Source organism: Roseivirga sp., from assembly GCF_034669765.1.
In the GTDB taxonomy this organism is placed as follows: domain Bacteria; phylum Bacteroidota; class Bacteroidia; order Cytophagales; family Cyclobacteriaceae; genus Roseivirga.
Genome location: NZ_JAXMOQ010000003.1, coordinates 1 through 20999 on the forward strand (window position 1 = coordinate 1; position 20999 = coordinate 20999).

Below are 20999 nucleotides of genomic sequence, written 5' to 3' on the forward strand. Positions count from 1 at the left end.
CCATAGAAGTATTGAGATGTTAACACCTAATGAAGCCCATAAAAAACAAGGCTACTTAGAGAGAAAATGGAAAAACTATAAATCATTTAAATCACTAAATTGAGTCAACCTATTTCAGGACGATACACATGGTTTATAGCCTCAGCTACCGCAAAAACAACCGCACCGTGTCATGCTGAATTTATTTCAGCATCTCTCACGGCCTTACACTTGACTAGGAAAATCGGTGATTGGTCTATTAGTTATTGGTTAATCGGATTTGGAGCTGAAATTCAGGCCTGTGTTAGTAACAATTTGTCGATCGACTAATTGCTACCTACAAACCAACCTTCTCTTGTAATTATTCTTTTAAATTCTTTTCTTCCGAGAAGAAAAACACACATGTATTTTTTAAAACCCTGTGCTTTTCTGAAAATTAAAAAAGTGCACATTATACAGTACCCGTTGGTTGGCTATCGTGCACTTTTCGTAAATTATTGGAAATATATCGTGCATAAAAGTGCACGATAGCTAACGTTAGTGATAATAAACAGCACTCGAATGAAATCTTCAGGTCTATTGATTATTGTTCTTCTCATAATACCAATTTGCGTGATCGGCCAAGAACCAGGCTTTATAAAAGACAAAGATGGTTATACAAACATCAGAAAGGAACAGAGCTCAAAATCTGCAATACTAGGAAGAATTTTAGAGGGCCAAAGGTTTCTTTATTATCCTAATTCAGATAATAGCTGGTGGAAAGTCGAATTTTCAAATAATGAGACTACCGTGATAGGGTACTTAAATAAATTGAGGATCAAACCAGAATATGAAAACGGTGAAAACTCAGGTCTTTCAAATAAAAAACTATACCATGAATTTGAACGGACTGCATCTAGTTTCAGAACATCTAAGCGGAATATTTCACCATCTGAATTGCCTGTACATTATTTCGTTGAGACAATAGACAACAAAGGTCGAGTAATAGACATCAGGTTCATGTATAAAGGAAAAATCATTGATAATCATTTATGTTATTTGGCACCATGGGTGAAGTACGAATATCCAGACCCTTACACAGTAATTTCTTATAACTTAAACTCCGATGGATCGAAATTGAGTGATATAGAGTGCGATTTATGGTACAAAAGCACATACACTCTAAATGCTGAACAAACGAAAATATTGAATACTCATATTGAATACTCAATAGATACAGCTCAACTAATCAAATATGGATGGGAAAAGGAAGAGCTATTTGAAGCACTGAATGACTTAAGAAACAGGGATCAACCAAAACCAATAATGATTAATGACTTTGATAAATCAAGCTCGAAGCTGAATGGAAAATTCCCAATTTCAGATGATTTTAACATCGAAATTTTTAAATACTCTGGACTGGTTTATGAGGAGCTTAAAAGTATTATAAAATAAAATAAACTATCACTAACACAACCTATACGCAATGCTTCTGAAGGTGGTGCCGAGGCTTCTCTGCTTCCACCCCGCCAAAGCTGCGCTTTGCTTTTGAAAATGTATAACTTAAAAACAAATTACAGCTTTGGCTGCCAACCGTGCTCGATTGAAAACTATCGCTTTTCAATCACGCACTGCGCATAGCCAGACCGTTGGGTGCAAGCCGTTCGGACTTAACCATACCCTCTACCTTAAATAAAACTCCTCTTTATCTAGAGTTATCAAACTCAAGTGGTGTTTACCCTGCTTTGGGGCAAAGAGAATGATTTTATCGTCAACAGAAAGCTTATCGTAAAGAATGGTATTTACATTAATAGTGCCTTTGGTGGTCACTAGCCTGTTTACATTGCCCGAACGGTTGGAAGTGAATGTTAACTTATCTTCCACCAAGGCCGTGTGCCCTATTTTGTAGCCGTAGAGTTTGCCATTATTGTACCTCATATAACTCCTTATGATCTTATAAAACTGATAAAGCGGTACAAGCAGGAGCGGAAAAATCACCACAACAAAAGTCCAAATACCATTAGCAATCAATAGCAAATCAAAAATCAGGACTGGTGCCATAAACTGAAAGCGTTTATTCTTCTCAGCAGTATAAATGCTCTTTATGGCCTCCAGGTCACGATCGCTAAGGCGCACCTCTTGGATTCTGCTTTCTAAAAACTTTTTGTTCTCCGTTTCCTGCTCTTCGGCTGCTTTTCGGTCAAAATCTGCAGGCTCTACTTCGGTAAGCTTTAATGTGAGTTTAGATCTTGGCGCCCTGTCTAGCACCACATAAGAGTCAACTTTGGTTCGGCTATAATCTTTATACTCCACGGAACACTCCTCGCCATCAATGTAGAGGAAGTAACTTTTTGTTGTTTTCGTACTAGTCCCTGTAGAGCCTCTTGAACCACCACTGCCTGTAGTGGTTGAGGTATGCACATTCAAACGCTTGTCTGTAACTTTTCCTGTAATTCTATATTTAAAACCTCTTTTAAGGTCAACCGTAGCCGACCAAAGCATATAGCCGATGACACCAAAAAACAAGGCACCAAAAACCACTATCATGATCTTGCCAAAGGTATCACCAGCAAAACTATCGACAAAGTCTTCAAAAATAAAGGAGACGAAAAGGCCAAACATAGCCACCACCATGAATGGAAATATCATCATGGGAATGAGGTGCTTTCTTAGCCTCTTAATGTCTTCAGGCGCTAAAGGAAGTTGTTCTTTCATAGCCATTAGCGTAGACTGCTCGATATATAAATACCTTCCAGGGTGTTGAATACCAATTCATCGTTAGAGCTTAGCGTTGTAGTACGATCATCGAACTGATACATGCTCTGTGTATTAAAACTTGCTTCAATTTCTATTTCTGTACAATCGCCCGTAGAGGTTGTGCATGAATTCAAAAACATCTGTCCGCTGAATTCAAAACGCACTGACAAGAACTTGCCATTACTCATTTCAAATTCACTAGTTTGAAAACCTAAGGGAACAGCCTGACCAGTGGCAGTATTTTCACCATTGACAAACCTCACCCAACTTTCTCCAAAGTCTTCGCTAAAATGAGCAATTGGTATTTTACCCACATTATTGTCTTTAAAGTAAACTGTGCCATCAGAGCTCATAAATCGAGGCCCTGATCCTGAAAGGTTTGTGGCCGATCCGGTTACAAAATCCCAACCGATACCATTGATAGACTCGTAAGCGCGGATATCGACCGAATAGGTTTGCGCTTGAGTGCTTGGCGATATATACACTTGCTGGACTAATGTCAGCGCATGGTATTTTCCATCGGTGCCTTTGGTTACCAAGTTAGGTCTTATAAGATCGGTAGATTCTTCTGTCCAATTTCTATTATTTGAACTGCTGTAAATGCCCTTTGATGTATAAGCCAGCGTTTTTCCTGTGTCATGATAAACGCTTAGAATTTCACCGATAGGCGAAGTGGCATAGGTCTTTGCTGTGATATCATATACTTTATCGCTCACATAGGCATAATTACCCATCACATAAGTTTTTCCAAACATTTGATTGGACTGGAATTCAAATTCGTATTCCAGAGGCAGATAAGATTTGACACCATTGGCCTCTCTAATAATTCCACTTTTAAAACGGCTGTTATTTTCTAAAAAACCTTGGCTATACACCTTATCGCCTACTCGGCAAACCGCAAAGTCATGATCTACCGGTGCTACAGTCGTACCTGAAGCCACATATACTTTTTTCACTCCCCACCTGTCGAAAATATTGACATAAGAATGGTCGCCAAAAAGCTTCATGCCGCCTTCGGTATTTTGCCAAATCTGATAATCCGCTGGATAGTTATAGTACCTTATTTCTTTACTTGGTGTAATAATGATGACTCCGCCCTCTTTAGCATAAGCAAAGTGACCGTAGCTATAGGCAGTTTTCACCTTATTTCTACTGAGGCCATTACCGTAAACTTGAGAATAATCCAGATTGGTTAAAGTAGTTTGGGTGAAGGTTTTTGTAGTTACATCAAACTCGCCAATCACTCTATTATAAGCATCAAAGAAGCCCATTTTCTCACCAGAAGTACCCAAATATAAACTCTCTTCCATGGTTAACCGCACCCCAGTAGTTTCATAGGTGCCGTTATTATCGATAAAGAAGGTTTTACCATTGGCGCCATCATTCTGAATGTAAACCAGTTTTCCGGAATCTGTAACTCCCTTTGCATAATGAATGGCGGCAGAACCCGACCGAATATTGTTCAAGTCATAAACCCCTCCATCGGAGGTTACAAATAAGCCGCTGTTGCTAATATTGGTTTGAATCGGCTTGTCCTTGTCATTTCCATAGATAAACAGCTCCTGAGCGGTTTCTCCTCCATCTTTGGAATAATAATTTTTTACCGAGGTGTTCTCTTGGTACGACAATATCAGGTACTTCTCATTGGGGCTAACGCTGATGTTTTGGGCAGCCGCAAAAGGAGAAAGCTCCATAATTTTCTTAAAAGTGACGTTTTGTGCGGCCTTAACAGTTGGATCAACATCTTCCTTGGGATCACAAGCAAAAATTGAAAATATGGCGATTAAGACAACAAAAACTTTCTTTTCGAAATGCATGAGTGATGGGTTTATGTGCACAACAAAAATACCCTCTTGCCCTAGGCCGTTCAATACGGCAATTGACGTAATCTTCTTTACTGAAGCAGAGATCAGGAAATCAGTTAAACAGGGATCGGGGAATCAGGGATAAGGCATAGGGTTACATGTAATGCTTGGTGCAACAGAGTTCCTAGAGGTATTGAAACGATTCAAAATGGTTAAAACCATTCCTTCAACAGGCTTATACAAATAGCCCGCGGTTTAATTACCAAAGCCCATTCGGAGCGTCATTGCGAACGCTTACGCCTTAGCTTTCACTGCTGGCCGTAGCCTATAGCGAAGGACTCAGCGTTGGCGCAGGAATAAGCGTTGCGATAGCAAAAGCTTATGACGAAGCAATCTTAAGTATTGCTTAACGGGACAGTGAGATTGCTTCACGTATGCACCATCACTCCGAAGAGTTGTAGCAGGTTCGCAATAGCTTTAGCGGCTCCGAAGCAAAGGCGCAATGACGGGTAACGCAGGCCTTCTTAGTTTTTAAGCACTAAGTAGCACCAAGAATATTACTGTTTTATAAGATAATTTCACTAAACTTATAGCAAGTTTAAAAGCTGCGTATAGCACACCATATTTAGGGGCTAACGCTCATTTTTTAAACTATTGGAAATATATCGCTCACATTTGTGAGCGATAGCCAACATTTCAAGTAATACAAAAGGAAGAAAAACGCAAATAATGGAAAATAGACTTGAGCTAAAAACAATCAGTGAATTGAACCAATTTTCGTTCTTCGTTCCTTCTTACCAGAGAGGATACAAATGGACAAAAAAGGAAGTAAATGATTTACTGAATGACATAAACGAATTTAAGCCGAGAGTTATAGACAACTCAGATGAGAAAACCTGGTATTGTCTTCAACCAATTGTTGTAAAGAAACGCAATACGAATCAAAGCTCATTTGAAGTAATCGATGGTCAACAGAGGTTAACAACAATATTTTTAATTCTCCACTATCTCAATCAAGATTTCGTAGAGAGTCGTAGAGAAAAACTATTCCACCTTGATTATCAGACAAGAATGGAAACATCAAAATTTTTAGGGGAATTAGATGAAGATAAACTAAATGATGATAATTCAGACTTCTTTCACATATCTCAAGCCTATCAAACTATTTCAAAATGGTTTGAGGAACGTAGAGTAAACTTTGACAAGCAAGAATTTGGCTCAAAATTCAAATATAATTCAAAGGTAATCTGGTATGAATCAAAAACGGAGAACCCAATTTCAATTTTCACCCGAATCAACATAGGGAAAATTCCATTAACTAATAGTGAGTTGATTAAAGCTCTTTTCTTGAATAGTTCAAACTTTATTCGTTCGAATAAGGAACAATTAAGGTTAAAACAATTAGAGATTGCCACTGAATGGGACAATATTGAGCATGGCTTACAAGACGATAGGTTGTGGTACTTCCTAACAGGAAATAAGTCTCAGACAAACCGAATAGAATTCATCTTCAATCTAATGAATGAAGAGAAAGACGAAAATGATCCATATGCAACGTTTCGGTTTTTCTCTAAGCTATTTAAAAACAGTAGTCAAGAAACTATAGAAGTAAACTGGAAGACCATTAAAGGATATTATCAAAGGTTTAGTGAGTGGTTTGCGAAACGGCAATGGTATCATAAAATAGGATTTTTAGTGACCGTAGACGCAATAACTATTGACAAGCTCTATGAAGAATCAAATAGCTTGTCAAAGATAGAATTTGGTGATTTTCTAGATGACCTGATTTCAGAGTGTATGAAAGGAATAGTACTTGAAAACTTAGGATACCCTGATAAAAAAGAAGTAAGAAAAACACTTCTCCTCTACAACATCCTAACTATGCTAAACAGCCCTAAGGACAATTCATATTTTCCTTTCAATTTATTCAAAACCGAAAGCTGGGATATTGAACACATTACATCAATAAAAGACACCATACCTGATAAGAATCGCAACCATTGGATAGATGATGCAAAAGTATTCATTGATATTTCTCAAAAGGAGGGTAAGCAACTTTACGCTAGATCTGAAAAATGTAATATTAATAATGAGGACGAATTCAAAGAGTTATTTCAAGATATAGTTTCTCATTTTAATTCAGAGCTTGGTGATGATGCAATTAATGATATATCTAACCTTACTCTATTAGACTCTGAAACTAATCGAGGTTATAAAAACGCAGTATTTCCTCTAAAAAGAAAGACAATTATCAATAGGGATAAGTCCGGGGTGTTTATTCCTATTTGCACGAAAAATGTGTTTTTAAAATACTTTAGTGAATACCCACCGAAAATCTCATTCTGGACCGAGGAAGACCGTGAGAATTATGAAGCGGATTTGTTTTCTGTACTCGATAAATACTTGATGTCAAATGATTAACGAAGAAAATTATACTGGACGTATTTTGAACTTTAAAGAATTAATGGATGAATACGAAGTCCAAATACCAATCATTCAAAGAGATTACGCTCAAGGCAGGAAGAGTCAAAAAGAAGTAAGAGACAACTTCTTGGGTGCACTTCATAACTGTCTAAAAGAATCAAGCCCGATAAAACTTGACTTTATATACGGTAGCATAATTGATGAAAAATTTCAACCACTTGATGGGCAACAAAGGCTTACAACCCTGTTCCTACTCCATTGGTATGCTGCAACCAAGGAAGGAAAAATGTCAAATTCAGACGTAAAAACTATACTCAACAGATTCACATATGAAACAAGAATCTCTTCGCGTGAGTTTTGTCAAGCATTAGTTCATGAATCAATTTCTGAAATAAGTCCTGAACATAAGCTAAGTGAATCAATAATCGATAAAAATTGGTTTTTCTTATCGTGGACTAAAGACCCAACTATAGACGCGATGCTCAGAACCATAAATGCTATTCATGAAAAATTTTACGAAATAGATAATCTCTGGGACAAACTTTCTTCCAATCTTATACAGTTTTACTTCGTTGAACTCGAGAATATGGGTTTAACAGATGACTTGTACATAAAGATGAATGCAAGGGGTAAACTATTAACACCTTTTGAAAACTTTAAGGCTGGTTTTCAAAAACGAATTGATGAAGAAACATGGGAAGAAGGAATAGATGTTAAGGAACACTTTGGTGTTAAAATAGATAACGATTGGACAGACTTTTTTTGGGATCACTTCAGAAAAGGCGATACTATCGATGATGCTCAAACTAGACTGACTAGTACTATTGCGATGATCATGCAATCTGTTGAAAGGATTAATTCAACAGAATCAAGGGTTGACTTGATAAATCAATTGCAAGAAGAACCAAGCCAAGTAAGACCCATACATTTTACCAAGAGAGGCTTTGACTATCTCTTATCTACCTTTAATACATACAATGAAAAGGTAGTACTATCCAACTATATAAATGATAGACTCCTATTCCCAATGTGGAGACATACTCCAAAGAGTTCTTTTCTTTCAATGATAGTTTATGAAGACAATTCTACTTCGACTATTCAACGAGATAGTGCCACATACACTCAGAAAGTTTTGTTTTTTGCTGAATCTGTGTTTTACAAAAAAAATGATCAAGCGAACCGAGAAACGTATGAAGATTGGATGCGAGTGGTTCGAAATATTATTTCAAGAGCTGATATTGACAAGGATGGCTCAAGACCAGATATAGTAAGAAGTCCTCAATCATTTGACGGGATAATCAATCTAATCAACGAACTATCGGATGGTTGCCAGAGCATTTATCAGTTCCTTGCAAAGGAACCTAATTTGAAATCACAATACGCAAAGGATCAAATAAATGAAGAAATAGTAAAAGCAAAGTTGATTAACCACAACTCTTCTTTTAAAGAGGTTATTTTTAAGGCTGAAGACAACGAATTACTTCGTGGTAAAATAAGTTTTTTGTTTCACTGCATAGATTATGACTTTGAGCCTACTAATTTCAATATTGCATTATTTGAAGCTGTTTCAGGTGTCATTAATAAATACTTTGATAATGAAAAAAGCCTTAACAATGAGATCAGGCGAGCAATGCTCACTATTGAAGTAGAAGGTATCTACGAATTTTATTCATACTGGTGGTCATATTGGCATATTGGCCAATCGACTAAAAGAAGATTGTTTGATAGGTTTAGAGAGATAGAGTATTGTATCAACCACGATCATTACAGAGAATACTTTAAACATTTCACCCTTAAACTTTTGGATAAAAGTCCATCTCAAATCGCATGTGAATTTGTCGCACCAGAGCCATTCCCAAACTGGAAACTGAGGCTAATTAAAGAGAATAACCTTTTAGATCAATTTAATAAGACTAACCACATAGCAATAGCAGAAGATAACACCCATTGCTATATTTTGAAGAGTAAGAGGCCAAGGGAAATTGAGGGAAACGTAAAAATAATGTAATACCCGCAATCACATAAAGAGCCGTGAGCCATAAGCCCACGGCAAATCCTTAAACGTTAAACCCTAAACCAACTTCAATACCCCGTATAAATAAATGGAGCCCAGAAGTAGGGATGCGTTTGATCTCCGTATGCACCTGCAATAAAATTACGTTTTACTTGGGCCAAAGCGGTTGTGGTGGCCATTTTTTCCTTGAACATTCTGCCGTATAGTTCTACGCTTAAATACATAGTGCCGGTGTCACTCACACTCCATAAAGAAGTAAGACTGCTGTTGACGCCCGCATTAAATAAAGCCTGGTTCAAGCCTTTGATTCCATCCCCTGGCGACTCTACTCCTAGCGCAGTTTGGCAGGCGCTGAGCATTACAAAATCAACTGGAAGGTTTAGCTTTTCCAACTCACCCACCACGAGCATTCCATCTTCTCCATTTACTGGTGCTGATTTTACCGTCATGGCAATGCCACTCAAGTCAAAAACATAAGGATGTACGCTGGCGTGGCTTGACAAATGCACTGCTTTGTATTTCCCTAATTCATTGGCCGTGCTCATGCGTTTGAGTTCATTCTCGGTCATCATCTCGTCTAGGCGGGTTTCGCTGTTGGGAATAATATCTTTAACTATCACCACTTCTTGTCTTCCGCCTTCCAAAAAAACCATAGGTTCTTCTCCCTGAAAAGTAGCGAAGGCATAATCAAGCGGTTGGTTCTTTTGCAAATCTTCGCGCACACGATAACGCAGTTTTTCCAGATCGCCCAATGAGTTCAATGGTGCTTTAGCAACGGAATAATTCTCATAAGTAGCTCCACCAAAGCCCAATATATTCTTCTCATAGGTCTTTTTAGGCTGACTTCTTAGAGTATAAAGCATTGCAGCATTTGGAATGTAGCCAATTTCGAAGCGTTCTGCCAAATAGCGTCCGTTAATGTCGATTAGCGCATCGAAAGGAATGGTACCGATTAAGCCTTCTGGGCTTATCGTCAGCTTGGTAATGCCTTGCAGTTTCTCTTCCAAACCATCGATAAACGTGATATGGAAGCGCTTTAATAAATCAGGCATTTTCTCTTTCTGGAAGAAGACATATTGGTTATCTACCACTTTGGCTTCCATGTGTTTTCTTAGGTATTGGGTCATCAATTTGAATTCCCCGCGCCCGAACATATTGAGCTTTCGGGTTTTCTCACCTGTCAGGTAATCGAGATTTGGGCTTCTAAACTCTTGTTGTGCGAGTTCTTTCTCTAAAACAACAAGTTCAGGATCATTCTCTAATAGGTCTACAAAAGCCCCAGCCGACCTGTTATATCTGGTGAATACCTCATTTTTGGTAACCAAACACATTAAATAGGTGCCTTCGTAGGTTGAGCCTTTAGATACATCGATAAAAGACAGGTAGGCTTCATTTGCTCCAAGCGTGGCTTGTAGGTCCTTTAATGGCAACTGTTTTTGCTTACTCCTTTTATCATTGAGTAATGAATAAGCGCGATTCGATTCAATCACATCATAGATTTTCTCGAACTGCTTGGTTTCGTAATAGGTTGCCGCTAGAAATCCATTGATGCGCTGGAATTTATCCAGGTAACCACGCTGAGCCAAAGGATCTAGCTTTTCCAATGCAGCAATTTCCTCTTCTCGGGCTTTTTCAAATTGCACAACTGCTTCTGCATATTGTTTACCGTCCATCAATCGAATGCCATCATTATAAGGACTTCCAGTGAGTTCCGCGCCTCCTTCTCCTCCAAGAATATTGGCGGTGGTAGAAAGTCCGTTCTTCGCAAAGTTGAAGTATTCGTATTTATCGACTCCTGGAATTTTAAGGAAGTTTTCGGCACGCTGAACTATGGCCTTCCCTTTTTCTACTTCCTTATTGAATGCGTAAGCCCTCAAGATCACATAATAGGCCTCAGCCAAATATTCGGGCGATTTTAGCTTTGGTAAGATATTTACATAGGCATCCGCCATTGCGGAGGCATCTGCCAGCTTTCGCTGCTCGGTAAGCGCCATGGTATGATAAAAGTAGATTTTGGCGAGTACTGCGTTAGAAGGAATATTTCCTTTTAAGTCGGCCAACATAAGGTTACTTGCAGATTCCACCTTATCCCATCGCTTTAAAGATGCTTGAAGGCTCGCCAGTTTCACATAAGCACGGTAGCGCGAAGCAATATTATAATCTACCTGATCAAAAACGATTTTTTCTAAATGTGGCTCTAGCTTCTGACCAAAAGGAAAATTCACCTTTTCGGCCATGCCAGCAATGCTCACAAGGGCATCGTTATATAATGCTCGGGAAATCAAACCTTGTTTTACTACAGCTTCTGCAGCTATCCAATCAGCCAAGGTTTTATCCGCAGTTTCATTATTGGCTATTCCCTCATAAGTAGCGCCAAGCGTTGATGCAAGATTTTCGAAAGTAGCTTTCGCCCTTGCCACACTTTCTTGGCTGAAATTAGTCAGGTAGCCATTGGCCTTCTGCACAGTAGAGGCCAATTGAGGATAAGCTGAAAGCGAGTTTACGTAGGAACTCAGGCTTTCATAATTCCTTTGCATCGTTGTAGCGTCTGCCCCCATCGCTTGCATATTCCTTAAAAAATCATGGGCCATATCTGGCATATTAGCAAAAACAGCATAGATAAAGCCGTAATAGCCATTGGCTGTTTCATAGCTATTATAGGCCACCGACCATTTGGCTAAATCGACTGCATTGGTAGGTTTATTACTGTCATAGAGTGCTGTAGAAGCCAAAATAAATGCTTGAGAGTTTTCTGGATAAACCTCCATCAAGTCAATGGCCGCATTAAGCATGGCGCTCGCGTTATTCGCTTGTTTGGCCTGTTGGTAGGCTGCATAGCTTGGGTGCGACTGTAATTTTGCTGGCGGAACGCTAACCTGAGCAAAAGTGAATTGGCAAAGGCAAATCAAGGTGAAGAATGTGAAATATCTTTTCATAGTGATTGAATTTTAAGCTTTATAAATGACGCAAGGTCTTAAAATGACTTTAATTGAGCTCCGTCCGTGTAGGTTGCCGCCTCATGCTTGTTGTCCGTATTTCTTTTCAAGAAATTTCCGTGCTTCAGACCGTACTTCATCTGAACTATTTCTGCCGAATTGTCGAAATACTTGGTCATTTGAACTCCATTCGCAACCCCTTCGCTGTATTCCGCAAAAATGATTTTGCTTTCAGACATTAAGAATTGCATGGTCATCCCATCCATTTTCCCGTTTTTCCAAGTGCTGTAAACTGCGTCATCTCCGTTAATCGAAACTCCTTTCCCGTTGTCGCAATTCCCCATAACACAGGGTGCGGTGCCAGTTGCTGGCAAAGGGCTGTTACTTACATGGACATCGTTTTTATAGTCCTTGAAATCGTAGCCAGCATTGGTTCGGACGACATGTAAGCCTTCTTTTTTACCTTCAACAAATTGACCAAAGGCATACAAGTTTCCTTCACTTTCATAGCTAAAGAATCCATGCATTTTGTCGTCTTTAAAAGTACCCCAAAACTTACCGAAGTTGCCTGTTTGATTGCCAATACCGTTGAGCTGACCGTTTTCATAAAAGCCTACCTGATAGCCATAATCTTTGCCATCGGCTCCAAGTAGCTTGGCAAAAGAATAACCGTTTTGACAGTTGCCTTTGACGCACTCGGTACTGTTTTGAGCAAAAACGTTAAGATAGAGAAAGAGGATAATAAGCGTGAATTGAAGCCTTTTCATATTGAGCCGAGATTAATTTATCGTACTCAACAAAGCTATGCAGCTAAACAGCATTGCTCAATAGGGCAATTGACGTAAAATTCCAGAAGATTTTGTGAATGAATTCACTGGGAAATAGGGATCCAGTTTGAGAGCACAAAAAATATACGCTCAAAGTCTTTAGAAGCGGAGGTGATTATAAGAAAAGGTATCGAATTAGGTACTTGAAGTTTCTGTACCCAGCTTAATAGGTCTGCAGTTCAGCAAAAAGTAATTCAAGTTCTGACCTCGTTTTTTTGAGTTTCACTGAAAGCTTATCCATCATGCTTTCCTTTTGTCCATCCTCAAATTCGAAATCCGCATCGTTCAGCACAGAAAATCTATTTTTAAGCATGACTCTTTGCTCTCTCCAACTTCTTGTTATTTGCATTTGATATATTATCAGTAAATATTTAAAGCTACCTTAATTGTGAACTTAGAACACTATGTAGCGGCTATTAGTTTATGAATCCCTCTTTCATTTAAAGTTAAGTCATTGAGAAAAAACTTTTAAGCGAAAGCAGGGTTCTATATTTTACTTATAGTGCTACTTTACTCCAATACCTCAATCTCCACATGAAGCTTTATATCAAGTATATGGTCAGCCTCCGTTGCAAACTACTTGTAAAGGCAGAATTGGAAAACCTAGGCCAGAAAAAAGCGCTTGTAGAATTAGGCATGGTTGAACTTTTTGACGAAATCAGTAGGCAGGACCTGGAATTACTCAAGGCCAATTTATTAAGATCTGGGCTAGAGCTTTTAGATGATAAGCGAAGCATCTTAGTAGAAAAGATTAAGAGTATTATTATAGCCTTGATTCACCATACCGATGAGCTTCCAAAGGTCAATTATTCAGACTACATCAGCGAGAAGCTAGGTTATGACTATACCTACTTGGCCAATACCTTTTCTGAAGTAAAGGGCATTACGATTCAACACTTCATTATTATGCACAAAATTGAAAGGGTGAAGGAGTTGATTCTTTACGATGAATTGTCCCTCTCCGAAATTGCCTATAAAATGCACTACAGCAGCTCGGCTCATTTGTCGAATCAATTTAAAAAAGTAACGGGTCTTACACCCTCCTTCTTTAAGCATCTTAAGGAAAAAAGAAATCTGAATCTAGAGAATTTATAGCCTGATGAAACCAATTCATTTTAGAGCGATATTCCTCACAATCTGTTATTGAAAGACCTGTCAGGTCTGGATATCGTGCACATCTATAATAAGAGTTCCGGTTAAGTGCACACTCTCATTACCCCATCGCAGAAGCTTTAACGAATGAGAAGCGATGGAACTAGATTAATTGTACTTTGAAGCAGACAAGTTTGAGTCAATTTGTTTCAGAAGCATACACCTCAAAGGAAACTAAATCAAATCCAGGGAGTCCAGAAGCTTTAAGGAAACTCTCTGAGCAGTGGAACCACAACAGAACTACTTGGTCTAAAATGGAATTAGAAGAAACTAATCAAGCTTAGAAAACAATTGAATCCTAAAAAGAAGAAACAGGGTAACATCTAGGACACCTACTTTTATTGCCCGTTATCATAAGATTACCAATCTCCTTTCCAGAATACCCACAATTCCCACACCTAAATTCGCCATAAGCACTAATTAATCTTGATGCACCTCCAATAACATCATTCAAAGAATTAGAAGCACCCATAACACCTCCTAGAACAGTTGAATTATAACGTTGCCCATTAGAGCTTACAATAGGATCGAAAGCCTTTGTTTCTGAATTCATTCTTAAATCTGCTATCTTTTCTTCGAGTTTATCTTTCTCCCCTTTAGAAATCTTTAGCTTATCAATCATTTCATTCAACTCATTAGTTAGTTCAGAAATTTTACCTTCTTTATTAGCAAGCTCCAATTCTCTCTTTTGTAAATTATTAGTGAGCAAACGAATAAATGAGCCCATTTCATCTGCACTGCCAGCAATTCGGTTAAACATCATTAAATACTCTTGTAAAATTTCGTTATCCATATTATTAGGATATCGTAAATCATGATCAACTTCGCTCCAACCCTCTTCAAAAATTGTTCTCAATTGTATCTCAGCAAAAAAAGTTTTCTTAGTAGGCGTAGTCCTGATTACATAATGAACTGACCTGTAACCGCTAGCATGTTCATGTATTTGTGGATTGTCCAAATGATTATTCCAGAACTCGTTATTATCCCCCTTCCTGATATTCACAGTTGGCTTTTCTACAAAGTCATAGCTGCCTTTAATTTGCTCGTTAATTTCATGAAAATCATGCTTGTAAAGATGCAGTAGCCTAACACCAATTAGGTCTTTGATTTCATCACGATAATTCCCCCTATTTATAACACGATTCTTATCAACAATACGCTTACGAATTATTTTTTCAATCAAATGTTCAGAATCTTTAACTCTAAATCTCACGGAATGAACCTTATTAAACCCTGACACTACTTCAACTATATTCTTCATAGCTGCTTCATATTCTGATTTCAGTTCATCATAATCCTCTTTTATGGCTAGCAATTCTTTCCATACGAACTTACATTTATCGTAGTCTCTCTCATTAATACGATACTTCTCTAAAAAATCTTTCTTTTTCATTACCTAACCTTAAAAAGACGCACTACCCCAAAATTTCAATTTGATAATGAATCAAAGAATTAATTAACTCAAGTAGAAAAAAAAAAGACCTAATTGAAAGTATTGAGATGAAAAAAGTGTCACTAAGCTTTAGAAAAAGATTGCAAAAAAGTGAGATATCGGCTCCGAAGCCACGGAGGAACCAATGACCTTTCCAAAGCAATGGGCATAAAAAAAGAGTCACATTTCTGTGACTCTTTTGAGCCTCCTATCGGGATCGAACCAATGACCTACTGATTACAAGTCAGTTGCTCTACCAGCTGAGCTAAGGAGGCTTCGGGTTGCTTTTCTTTCAAAGCGAGTGCAAATATAGGCCTCTGTTTTTAGAATGCAAAAGCGATACTGAAATTTTTAAAAATTAATTTCAGAGGGCAAAATTACATGCTTCGCACCATTCTCAATTGCTTCTTCAAATGGTCCATTTCTTCTTTTGCCTTCTCTATTTTCTCGTCAAATTCTGCTTTCAGCTTGTCGGCAGTTTTAGAGTTAGCAAAGAATGAAAGGTTGTTATTCCAAAGCGAGATATTGTTTTCAATTTCTTGAATTTGTCTACGCAGTTCTCCCTCTTTCTTATTCAGTTTACGGTCGGCATTAGGGCCGTTTTGCAAACCTCCGAGCTCTACCTTGATCATCAGCTGCTCTTCTTCCTGTCCTTCTACGTCAAGCCCCTTCACATACTTTGCTAGCGCTTCTGAGTACTTGTGTTCAATAGACTTCATCGCACCTCTTGGCACAAAGCCTACGGCTTGCCATTGGGCTAGGAATTCGTCCATCTCTTTTTCAGAGCCTGTGCCTTTGGCCGCAGCATCTGAAATCGATTGAATAATCGCTTCCTTCTTCTTAAGGTTATCGGCATATTCAGACTCAGCTTTGCTCAGGTTCGCCCTTCTGTTATTAAAGAAGACATCACAAGCGGCTTTGAATTTCTCGTAAATTGAATTTCTTACTTTCTCAGGCACTGGACCAACGTCTCTCCATTGTTGCTGAAGTGTCTTTAGCTTGTTGGCTGTTGAATCCCAATCAGTACTTTCTTGTAGCTCAATCGCCTTTTGAATCAAAGCTTCTTTCTTTTCTAAGTTTTCTTGGCGCATGCCTTCCAACTTCTTAAAGAAATCATTTTTGTTACTGAAGAATTTCTTGAAATCACCCCAGAAGATTTTATTCACTTCTTTGGCGTGCTCTCTTGGTAAACCACCAATGGCATCCCATTTTTTCTGCAAGGCCAGAATTTCTTTGGTCTTGGCATTCCACTTATTAATACGGTCTGAATCGAATTCTGTAAATTCTTTTAATTCAGCTGCAAGTACTTTTTTCTTCTCAAGGTTTTCATTCAATTCACCTTTTAAGCTGTCCAAATACTCTTTGCGCTTATGGTAAACCTTATCTGATGCCGATTTGAAACGCTGCCAAAGTTCTTCTTGCACCTCTTTTGGCACAGGGCCAATGTTTTTGTATTCCTCATGGAATTCGTTCAACTGAATGATCGCTTCCTTCAGGTTATCCATTTGATCAAGCGCTTCTGCTTTTATGCAAAGCTCAGTCTTGGCCTCTTGGTTTTTCTTTCTATCTAATTCTTTAAGCTCAAAAAGAATATGACGGTTATTGTAGAACCTATCAATTAGGGCGTTGTAATTGGCCCAAAGTGTTCGGTTGTGCTGATTTGGCACTTGCCCCACTTTTTTCCATTCGTCTTGAATTTCCTTTATTGGGTTTAAACTGGTAGTCGCTTCTTCGTCTACCAATTCTCTCAATTTGTCCAGAAGCTCATTTTTCTTCTGTAAGTTCTTCTCTTTATTGGCTTCACGCTCTTTATAATAAGTGTGCTTTTTGTCCTTAATCAGACGCAAAGAAGCATCGAAGCGATTATACAATTTATCGTGACGGTACTCAAAATCAGCCGCTTCACCACCATCGGCAATGAATTTATCTAAAGCCTCCTGACGAGCAGCGTCTTCTGTTTCTTGAAATAATGGCTCAATTTGAGCAAGAATAGCATCTATCTTTTTGAAGTTGGTTTCGGAAGTCAATTCCTCAATTACTTCAGCCAGTTGTTCTCTGGTATGGTTGGAATAGTCAATTACCTGATGATCCTCTTCATCATCGTGGTCATGATCCTCTTCTGTGTCAGTGTCTTCCGATTCATCCGAAGCCGCAACTTCAGCCTCAGCTTCAACCATTGGCGCGGAATCTTCCTCTACTTTTTCGGTGGGAGCCTCATCCTTAGCTTCAACTACTGCTGGTTCTTCAACATCAGCAGACGTCTCTTCTGTAGTGGCTTCAGCTACTAGGGGTGCTTCATCCATAGCCTCTTGTGGAACATCAACCTCAGATTTAGTTTCTTTAACTGGCGCATCTACTACTTCCTCTACAGTTTCTTTTTCAACTGTTTCGGGTACTGCTTCCGTTTGAGGCGTTTCTAAATTTTCGGTACTCTTATCAGTATTCGAATTTTCGATATTCTGATCACCAGACTGCATACTCTTTTCTTCACTCATAAATTCTAATCGACCTCGGGGTCGCTCCGTAACAAACCAAAGTTAACAAAACTATTAATTCAAACGCGGGTCTGCGGGGTAATTTGAGAACACTTTATACTTTCCGCCCATTTCTTTCAGAATAGACTTCCAAAGTTCGTCTTCATTCAGGTCGAAAATTTGGCGGGCAGTAGCCTTAGGCTTTACAAACCAAGATTGGCTGTCCAGCTCTTTTCTCAGTTGCCCTTCAGACCAACCCGAATAGCCCAGAAAAAACTTAATTTCGTTTTCAGCTACCTGACCATTGGTAATCATCGTTTTAATCTGTTCGTAATTACCCGACCAATACAAACCCTCTCCTATTTCTATGGCGCCTTCCACAGGTGTTTGAATCCTGTGAATGTAGTGCAGTGTATTTTGTTCTACTGGCCCACCAAGATTCAAACGGCCATTAAAGCCATTTAAATCAAAACTTTCGTTCATTACTTCATCTAAAAGTAAGTCCGTCATTTTATTAACTACTAGACCAAAAGTGCCTTCTTCTCCATTTTCACAAACCAAAATAACCGTACGATCAAAGTTAGGGTCATGCAGAAAAGGTTCGGAGATGAGGAGGTCTCCATTTTGTGGGTCTGGAATATTTTTGTCGTATTCTAATCTCATTGCTGTGAGTTTTGAATTTATAGAACGTATTTTGGAATGCCTAATTTAGAAAACAAAGATTCGCCTTTAGGCTGTTATATTTGTACTGAAAAGAAGCTTTCTCTATGACTAACATTGCTGATTTAAGACAAGACTATACCAAAGCCAGTTTGGATTTAGACACCGTTGCGCCCTCACCGTTTACTCAATTCAGGAAGTGGTTTGACGAGGCGATTAAAAGCGAGGTTTTAGAGCCTAATGCTTTTGTATTGAGCACTGTAGCGGAAGGCGGAAAACCATTTCAGCGGACAGTCTTAATGAAGGCCTTGGACGATAAGGGGGTAGTTTTTTACACCAATTATAAAAGTAGAAAAGCGCAGCAAATTGAGGCCAACCCACATGTTTCCATTCTTTTCCCATGGTATGCCCTGGAAAGACAAGTTGCAATTACAGGAAGAGTTGAAAAAGTAACCAAAATGGAATCATTGGCTTATTTCACTTCACGCCCACATGGCAGCCAATTAGGAGCTTGGGTATCTCACCAAAGCCAAGTCATCTCTTCGAGAAGTATTTTGGAAATGAAGCTTCAGGAAATGAAGGCCAAGTTTTTGGAAGGAAAAGTGCCCTTACCAGATTTCTGGGGTGGTTATCGTATTGTTCCAGAAACTTTTGAGTTTTGGCAAGGACGCCAGAGCAGACTGCACGACAGAATTATGTACCAGAAATTAGAAAACGAAGACTGGTCTACTTTTAGAATGGCGCCTTGATGGGTTGTGACTTTACCTGATTTTTTCTTCATGGAAAAAGATCAGATCAAATCAAAAACATCCCCAGCTCCAACCATGCGCTCTACATTAAAGCCTTCACCATATTGCACTCCAATTTCATGACCATAATGAATGGCCCTGGCCTCTACCATTTTCATGAATTCTGGGGAAGAAATGTATGTATTTGCTTCAGCACTATTCGGATCGAAAAACTGTGAAGCAAAAGCTCTAATTGATGCTATTTTTTGATCCCAAACTTCGGACACATCCACAACAAAGTTCGGTTGTGTTGGAATACTCTGAATGTAGTGATAAACCACTTTTGGTCGCCAAGCGGCTTGTTCAACGCCATCAATTTCTGTTTTAACATTCTTCAAACCAGAAAGAAAACAGGCCTCTTTAGATAATTGGGATGCTCTACCATGATCTGAATGACGATCGTCATAAGCATTGGCCAAAACAATTTCTGGCTGATACTTTCTGATCATTTTAATTACTTCCAGCTGATGCGCTTCATCATTTTTAAAGAAGCCATCTCGAAAGCCTAAATTTTCTCTTGCACTTAAGCCTAATATCTCTGCCGACTTAGTCGCTTCTTGCAATCTGATTTCTGGAGTACCACGTGTTCCCAATTCGCCTCGGGTAAAGTCTACAATACCCGCTTTTTTACCACTAAGAATCGCTTTGAGTAATGTACCAGAGCACGAAAGTTCTACATCATCGGGGTGGGCAGCAAGTGCAAGAATATCTAATTTCATAGTCTTAAAAATAATAAGAGGGCTTCTATTGATTTAAAAGCCCTCTTTATCAATTCATTTTTTTAGCCTTTTGCCTCTTCCAATTCTTCTTCTTTGGCGGTCAAGAAGCGTTCAGCATCTAGCGCCCCCATACAACCTGTTCCAGCAGCGGTAACCGCCTGACGATACACTCTGTCTGCTGCATCTCCCGTAGCAAATACACCTTCAATGTTGGTTTTAGAAGTGCCAGGAATTACTTTCAGGTAACCCGTTTCATCCATATCAAGGAAGCCCTTAAAAATATCGGTATTTGGTTTATGACCAATGGCCACAAAGAAACCTTTGATATCAATCTCTTTCTTCTCTCCTGTTTTATTGTTCACTATTCTTACACCTGTAACACCAGTGGCATCACCTGTAACCTCTTCGGTTTCAGTATTCCAATGCACTTCAATATTCTTAGTATTCAGTACACGCTTCTGCATGATTTTAGACGCTCTCATTTCGTCTCTTCTTACAAAAAGGTGCACTTTTGGGCATATATTCGCCAAGTAAGTCGCTTCTTCAGCAGCAGTATCGCCTGCTCCAACAACAGCTACGTCCATTCCTTTGTAGAAAAAGCCATCACATACTGCACAAGCCGACACTCCTCTGTTAGCAAATGTTTTTTCAGACTCTAAACCTAAGTATTTAGCGGTAGCGCCAGTAGCGATGATTACAGCATCGGCAGTAATCAAATGCTTTCCATCGTCAATCCATACTTTATGTGGGTAACCAGAAAAATCAACTTTAGTGGCCATTCCATAACGAACATCTGTATTGAATCTCTCTGCTTGTTTTTGAAAATCAACCATCATTTGGGGGCCGTTCACTCCTTCTGGGTAGCCAGGGTAGTTTTCCACATCGTTTGTAGTGGTAAGTTGGCCGCCCGGTTCACCACCAGTATATAAAACTGGGTTTAAACCTGCTCTAGAAGCATAAATGGCTGCGGTATAACCCGCAGGACCAGAACCAATGATCAATACTTTTACTTTTTCTTCAGTCATTTTTTTGTTGCTTGATTTCCAAAACTAA

At 38.9% G+C, this 20999-nt stretch carries 16 protein-coding genes and 1 tRNA gene; 6 read left to right on the forward strand and 11 right to left on the reverse strand.

The genetic code is table 11. From position 1 onward, the window contains the following. Nucleotides 1-540: 540 nt before the first annotated feature. Nucleotides 541-1413 carry an SH3 domain-containing protein gene (locus VOI17_RS06065; protein ID WP_323756351.1) on the forward strand — a complete coding sequence of 291 codons (873 nt, stop codon included), beginning with the start codon at nt 541-543 and terminating at the stop codon, nt 1411-1413. 228 nt (nt 1414-1641) lie between these two features. On the opposite strand, the gene VOI17_RS06070 is transcribed toward VOI17_RS06065, so the two are convergent. Further along, nucleotides 1642-2673 carry a hypothetical protein gene (locus VOI17_RS06070; protein WP_323756352.1) on the reverse strand — a complete coding sequence of 344 codons (1032 nt, stop codon included), beginning with the start codon at nt 2671-2673 and terminating at the stop codon, nt 1642-1644. Nucleotides 2674-2678: 5 nt separating this feature from the next. Beyond that, nucleotides 2679-4532: a hypothetical protein gene (locus VOI17_RS06075; protein ID WP_323756353.1), complete on the reverse strand. Its 1854-nt coding sequence runs from the start codon at nt 4530-4532 to the stop codon at nt 2679-2681. Nucleotides 4533-5249: 717 nt separating this feature from the next. Between VOI17_RS06075 and VOI17_RS06080 the strand changes: the two genes are divergently transcribed. Both VOI17_RS06080 and VOI17_RS06085 read left to right on the forward strand, forming a co-directional pair. Further along, nucleotides 5250-6941, forward strand: coding sequence for a DUF262 domain-containing protein (locus VOI17_RS06080; protein WP_323756354.1), 1692 nt, complete (start codon nt 5250-5252; stop codon nt 6939-6941). Then, nucleotides 6934-8952, forward strand: coding sequence for a DUF262 domain-containing protein (locus VOI17_RS06085; RefSeq protein WP_323756355.1), 2019 nt, complete (start codon nt 6934-6936; stop codon nt 8950-8952). Before VOI17_RS06080 ends, VOI17_RS06085 begins: the two co-directional genes overlap by 8 nt. A 74-nt stretch (nt 8953-9026) precedes the next feature. On the opposite strand, the gene VOI17_RS06090 is transcribed toward VOI17_RS06085, so the two are convergent. The 3 genes from VOI17_RS06090 to VOI17_RS06100 all read right to left on the reverse strand — a co-directional run bounded on the left by VOI17_RS06090 (nt 9027) and on the right by VOI17_RS06100 (nt 13034). After that, complete coding sequence (locus VOI17_RS06090) at nt 9027-11894, reverse strand: CHAT domain-containing protein (RefSeq protein ID WP_323756356.1); 2868 nt, start codon at nt 11892-11894, stop codon at nt 9027-9029. A 38-nt stretch (nt 11895-11932) separates the two neighbouring features. Then, nucleotides 11933-12661 carry a hypothetical protein gene (locus VOI17_RS06095; RefSeq protein WP_323756357.1) on the reverse strand — a complete coding sequence of 243 codons (729 nt, stop codon included), beginning with the start codon at nt 12659-12661 and terminating at the stop codon, nt 11933-11935. Nucleotides 12662-12884: 223 nt separating this feature from the next. After that, the gene (locus tag VOI17_RS06100) at nt 12885-13034 is read right to left on the reverse strand and encodes a hypothetical protein (protein ID WP_323756358.1); all 150 of its coding nucleotides are present in this window, start codon (nt 13032-13034) and stop codon (nt 12885-12887) included. A 221-nt stretch (nt 13035-13255) separates the two neighbouring features. Between VOI17_RS06100 and VOI17_RS06105 the strand changes: the two genes are divergently transcribed. Together VOI17_RS06105 and VOI17_RS06110 are read left to right on the forward strand one after the other, a co-directional pair. After that, nucleotides 13256-13816, forward strand: coding sequence for a helix-turn-helix domain-containing protein (locus VOI17_RS06105; protein ID WP_323756359.1), 561 nt, complete (start codon nt 13256-13258; stop codon nt 13814-13816). A 176-nt stretch (nt 13817-13992) separates the two neighbouring features. Then, nucleotides 13993-14157, forward strand: coding sequence for a hypothetical protein (locus tag VOI17_RS06110; protein ID WP_323756360.1), 165 nt, complete (start codon nt 13993-13995; stop codon nt 14155-14157). A gap of 14 nt (nt 14158-14171) precedes the next feature. Here the strand turns inward: VOI17_RS06110 and VOI17_RS06115 are convergent, their stop codons facing one another. The 4 genes from VOI17_RS06115 to VOI17_RS06130 form a co-directional block, all read right to left on the reverse strand. Continuing rightward, on the reverse strand, nt 14172-15266 hold the full coding sequence (locus VOI17_RS06115) for a hypothetical protein (protein WP_323756361.1): 1095 nt from the start codon (nt 15264-15266) through the stop codon (nt 14172-14174). Between the two features lie 241 nt (nt 15267-15507). Continuing rightward, nucleotides 15508-15580, reverse strand: a tRNA-Thr gene (locus VOI17_RS06120). Nucleotides 15581-15682: 102 nt separating this feature from the next. Continuing rightward, nucleotides 15683-17800, reverse strand: a complete 2118-nt coding sequence (locus VOI17_RS06125; protein ID WP_323756362.1) for a DUF349 domain-containing protein — start codon at nt 17798-17800, stop codon at nt 15683-15685. A gap of 54 nt (nt 17801-17854) precedes the next feature. Beyond that, nucleotides 17855-18442, reverse strand: a complete 588-nt coding sequence (locus VOI17_RS06130; RefSeq protein ID WP_323756363.1) for a YqgE/AlgH family protein — start codon at nt 18440-18442, stop codon at nt 17855-17857. A 104-nt stretch (nt 18443-18546) separates the two neighbouring features. Here VOI17_RS06130 and pdxH point away from each other — a divergent pair, with 104 nt between their 5' ends. After that, nucleotides 18547-19188: a pyridoxamine 5'-phosphate oxidase gene (gene pdxH / locus VOI17_RS06135; protein ID WP_323756364.1), complete on the forward strand. Its 642-nt coding sequence runs from the start codon at nt 18547-18549 to the stop codon at nt 19186-19188. A 41-nt stretch (nt 19189-19229) separates the two neighbouring features. On the opposite strand, the gene bshB1 is transcribed toward pdxH, so the two are convergent. Further along, complete coding sequence (bshB1, locus tag VOI17_RS06140) at nt 19230-19946, reverse strand: bacillithiol biosynthesis deacetylase BshB1 (RefSeq protein WP_323756365.1); 717 nt, start codon at nt 19944-19946, stop codon at nt 19230-19232. 62 nt (nt 19947-20008) lie between these two features. Further along, nucleotides 20009-20971 (reverse strand): thioredoxin-disulfide reductase, encoded by a 963-nt coding sequence (gene trxB, locus VOI17_RS06145; RefSeq protein ID WP_323756366.1) that lies wholly within the window; start codon nt 20969-20971, stop codon nt 20009-20011. Nucleotides 20972-20999 lie beyond the last annotated feature (28 nt).

Coding starts and splice junctions, on each gene's coding strand:
- VOI17_RS06090 (WP_323756356.1), bottom strand. CDS start 11,894: ATGAAAAGATATTTCACATTCTTCACCTTGATTTGCCTTTGCCAATTC.
- VOI17_RS06065 (WP_323756351.1), top strand. CDS start 541: ATGAAATCTTCAGGTCTATTGATTATTGTTCTTCTCATAATACCAATT.
- VOI17_RS06115 (WP_323756361.1), bottom strand. CDS start 15,266: ATGAAAAAGAAAGATTTTTTAGAGAAGTATCGTATTAATGAGAGAGAC.
- VOI17_RS06105 (WP_323756359.1), top strand. CDS start 13,256: ATGAAGCTTTATATCAAGTATATGGTCAGCCTCCGTTGCAAACTACTT.
- VOI17_RS06080 (WP_323756354.1), top strand. CDS start 5,250: ATGGAAAATAGACTTGAGCTAAAAACAATCAGTGAATTGAACCAATTT.
- VOI17_RS06095 (WP_323756357.1), bottom strand. CDS start 12,661: ATGAAAAGGCTTCAATTCACGCTTATTATCCTCTTTCTCTATCTTAAC.
- VOI17_RS06130 (WP_323756363.1), bottom strand. CDS start 18,442: ATGAGATTAGAATACGACAAAAATATTCCAGACCCACAAAATGGAGAC.
- bshB1 (WP_323756365.1), bottom strand. CDS start 19,946: ATGAAATTAGATATTCTTGCACTTGCTGCCCACCCCGATGATGTAGAA.
- pdxH (WP_323756364.1), top strand. CDS start 18,547: ATGACTAACATTGCTGATTTAAGACAAGACTATACCAAAGCCAGTTTG.
- VOI17_RS06125 (WP_323756362.1), bottom strand. CDS start 17,800: ATGAGTGAAGAAAAGAGTATGCAGTCTGGTGATCAGAATATCGAAAAT.
- VOI17_RS06075 (WP_323756353.1), bottom strand. CDS start 4,532: ATGCATTTCGAAAAGAAAGTTTTTGTTGTCTTAATCGCCATATTTTCA.
- VOI17_RS06070 (WP_323756352.1), bottom strand. CDS start 2,673: ATGAAAGAACAACTTCCTTTAGCGCCTGAAGACATTAAGAGGCTAAGA.
- VOI17_RS06100 (WP_323756358.1), bottom strand. CDS start 13,034: ATGCTTAAAAATAGATTTTCTGTGCTGAACGATGCGGATTTCGAATTT.
- VOI17_RS06085 (WP_323756355.1), top strand. CDS start 6,934: ATGATTAACGAAGAAAATTATACTGGACGTATTTTGAACTTTAAAGAA.
- trxB (WP_323756366.1), bottom strand. CDS start 20,971: ATGACTGAAGAAAAAGTAAAAGTATTGATCATTGGTTCTGGTCCTGCG.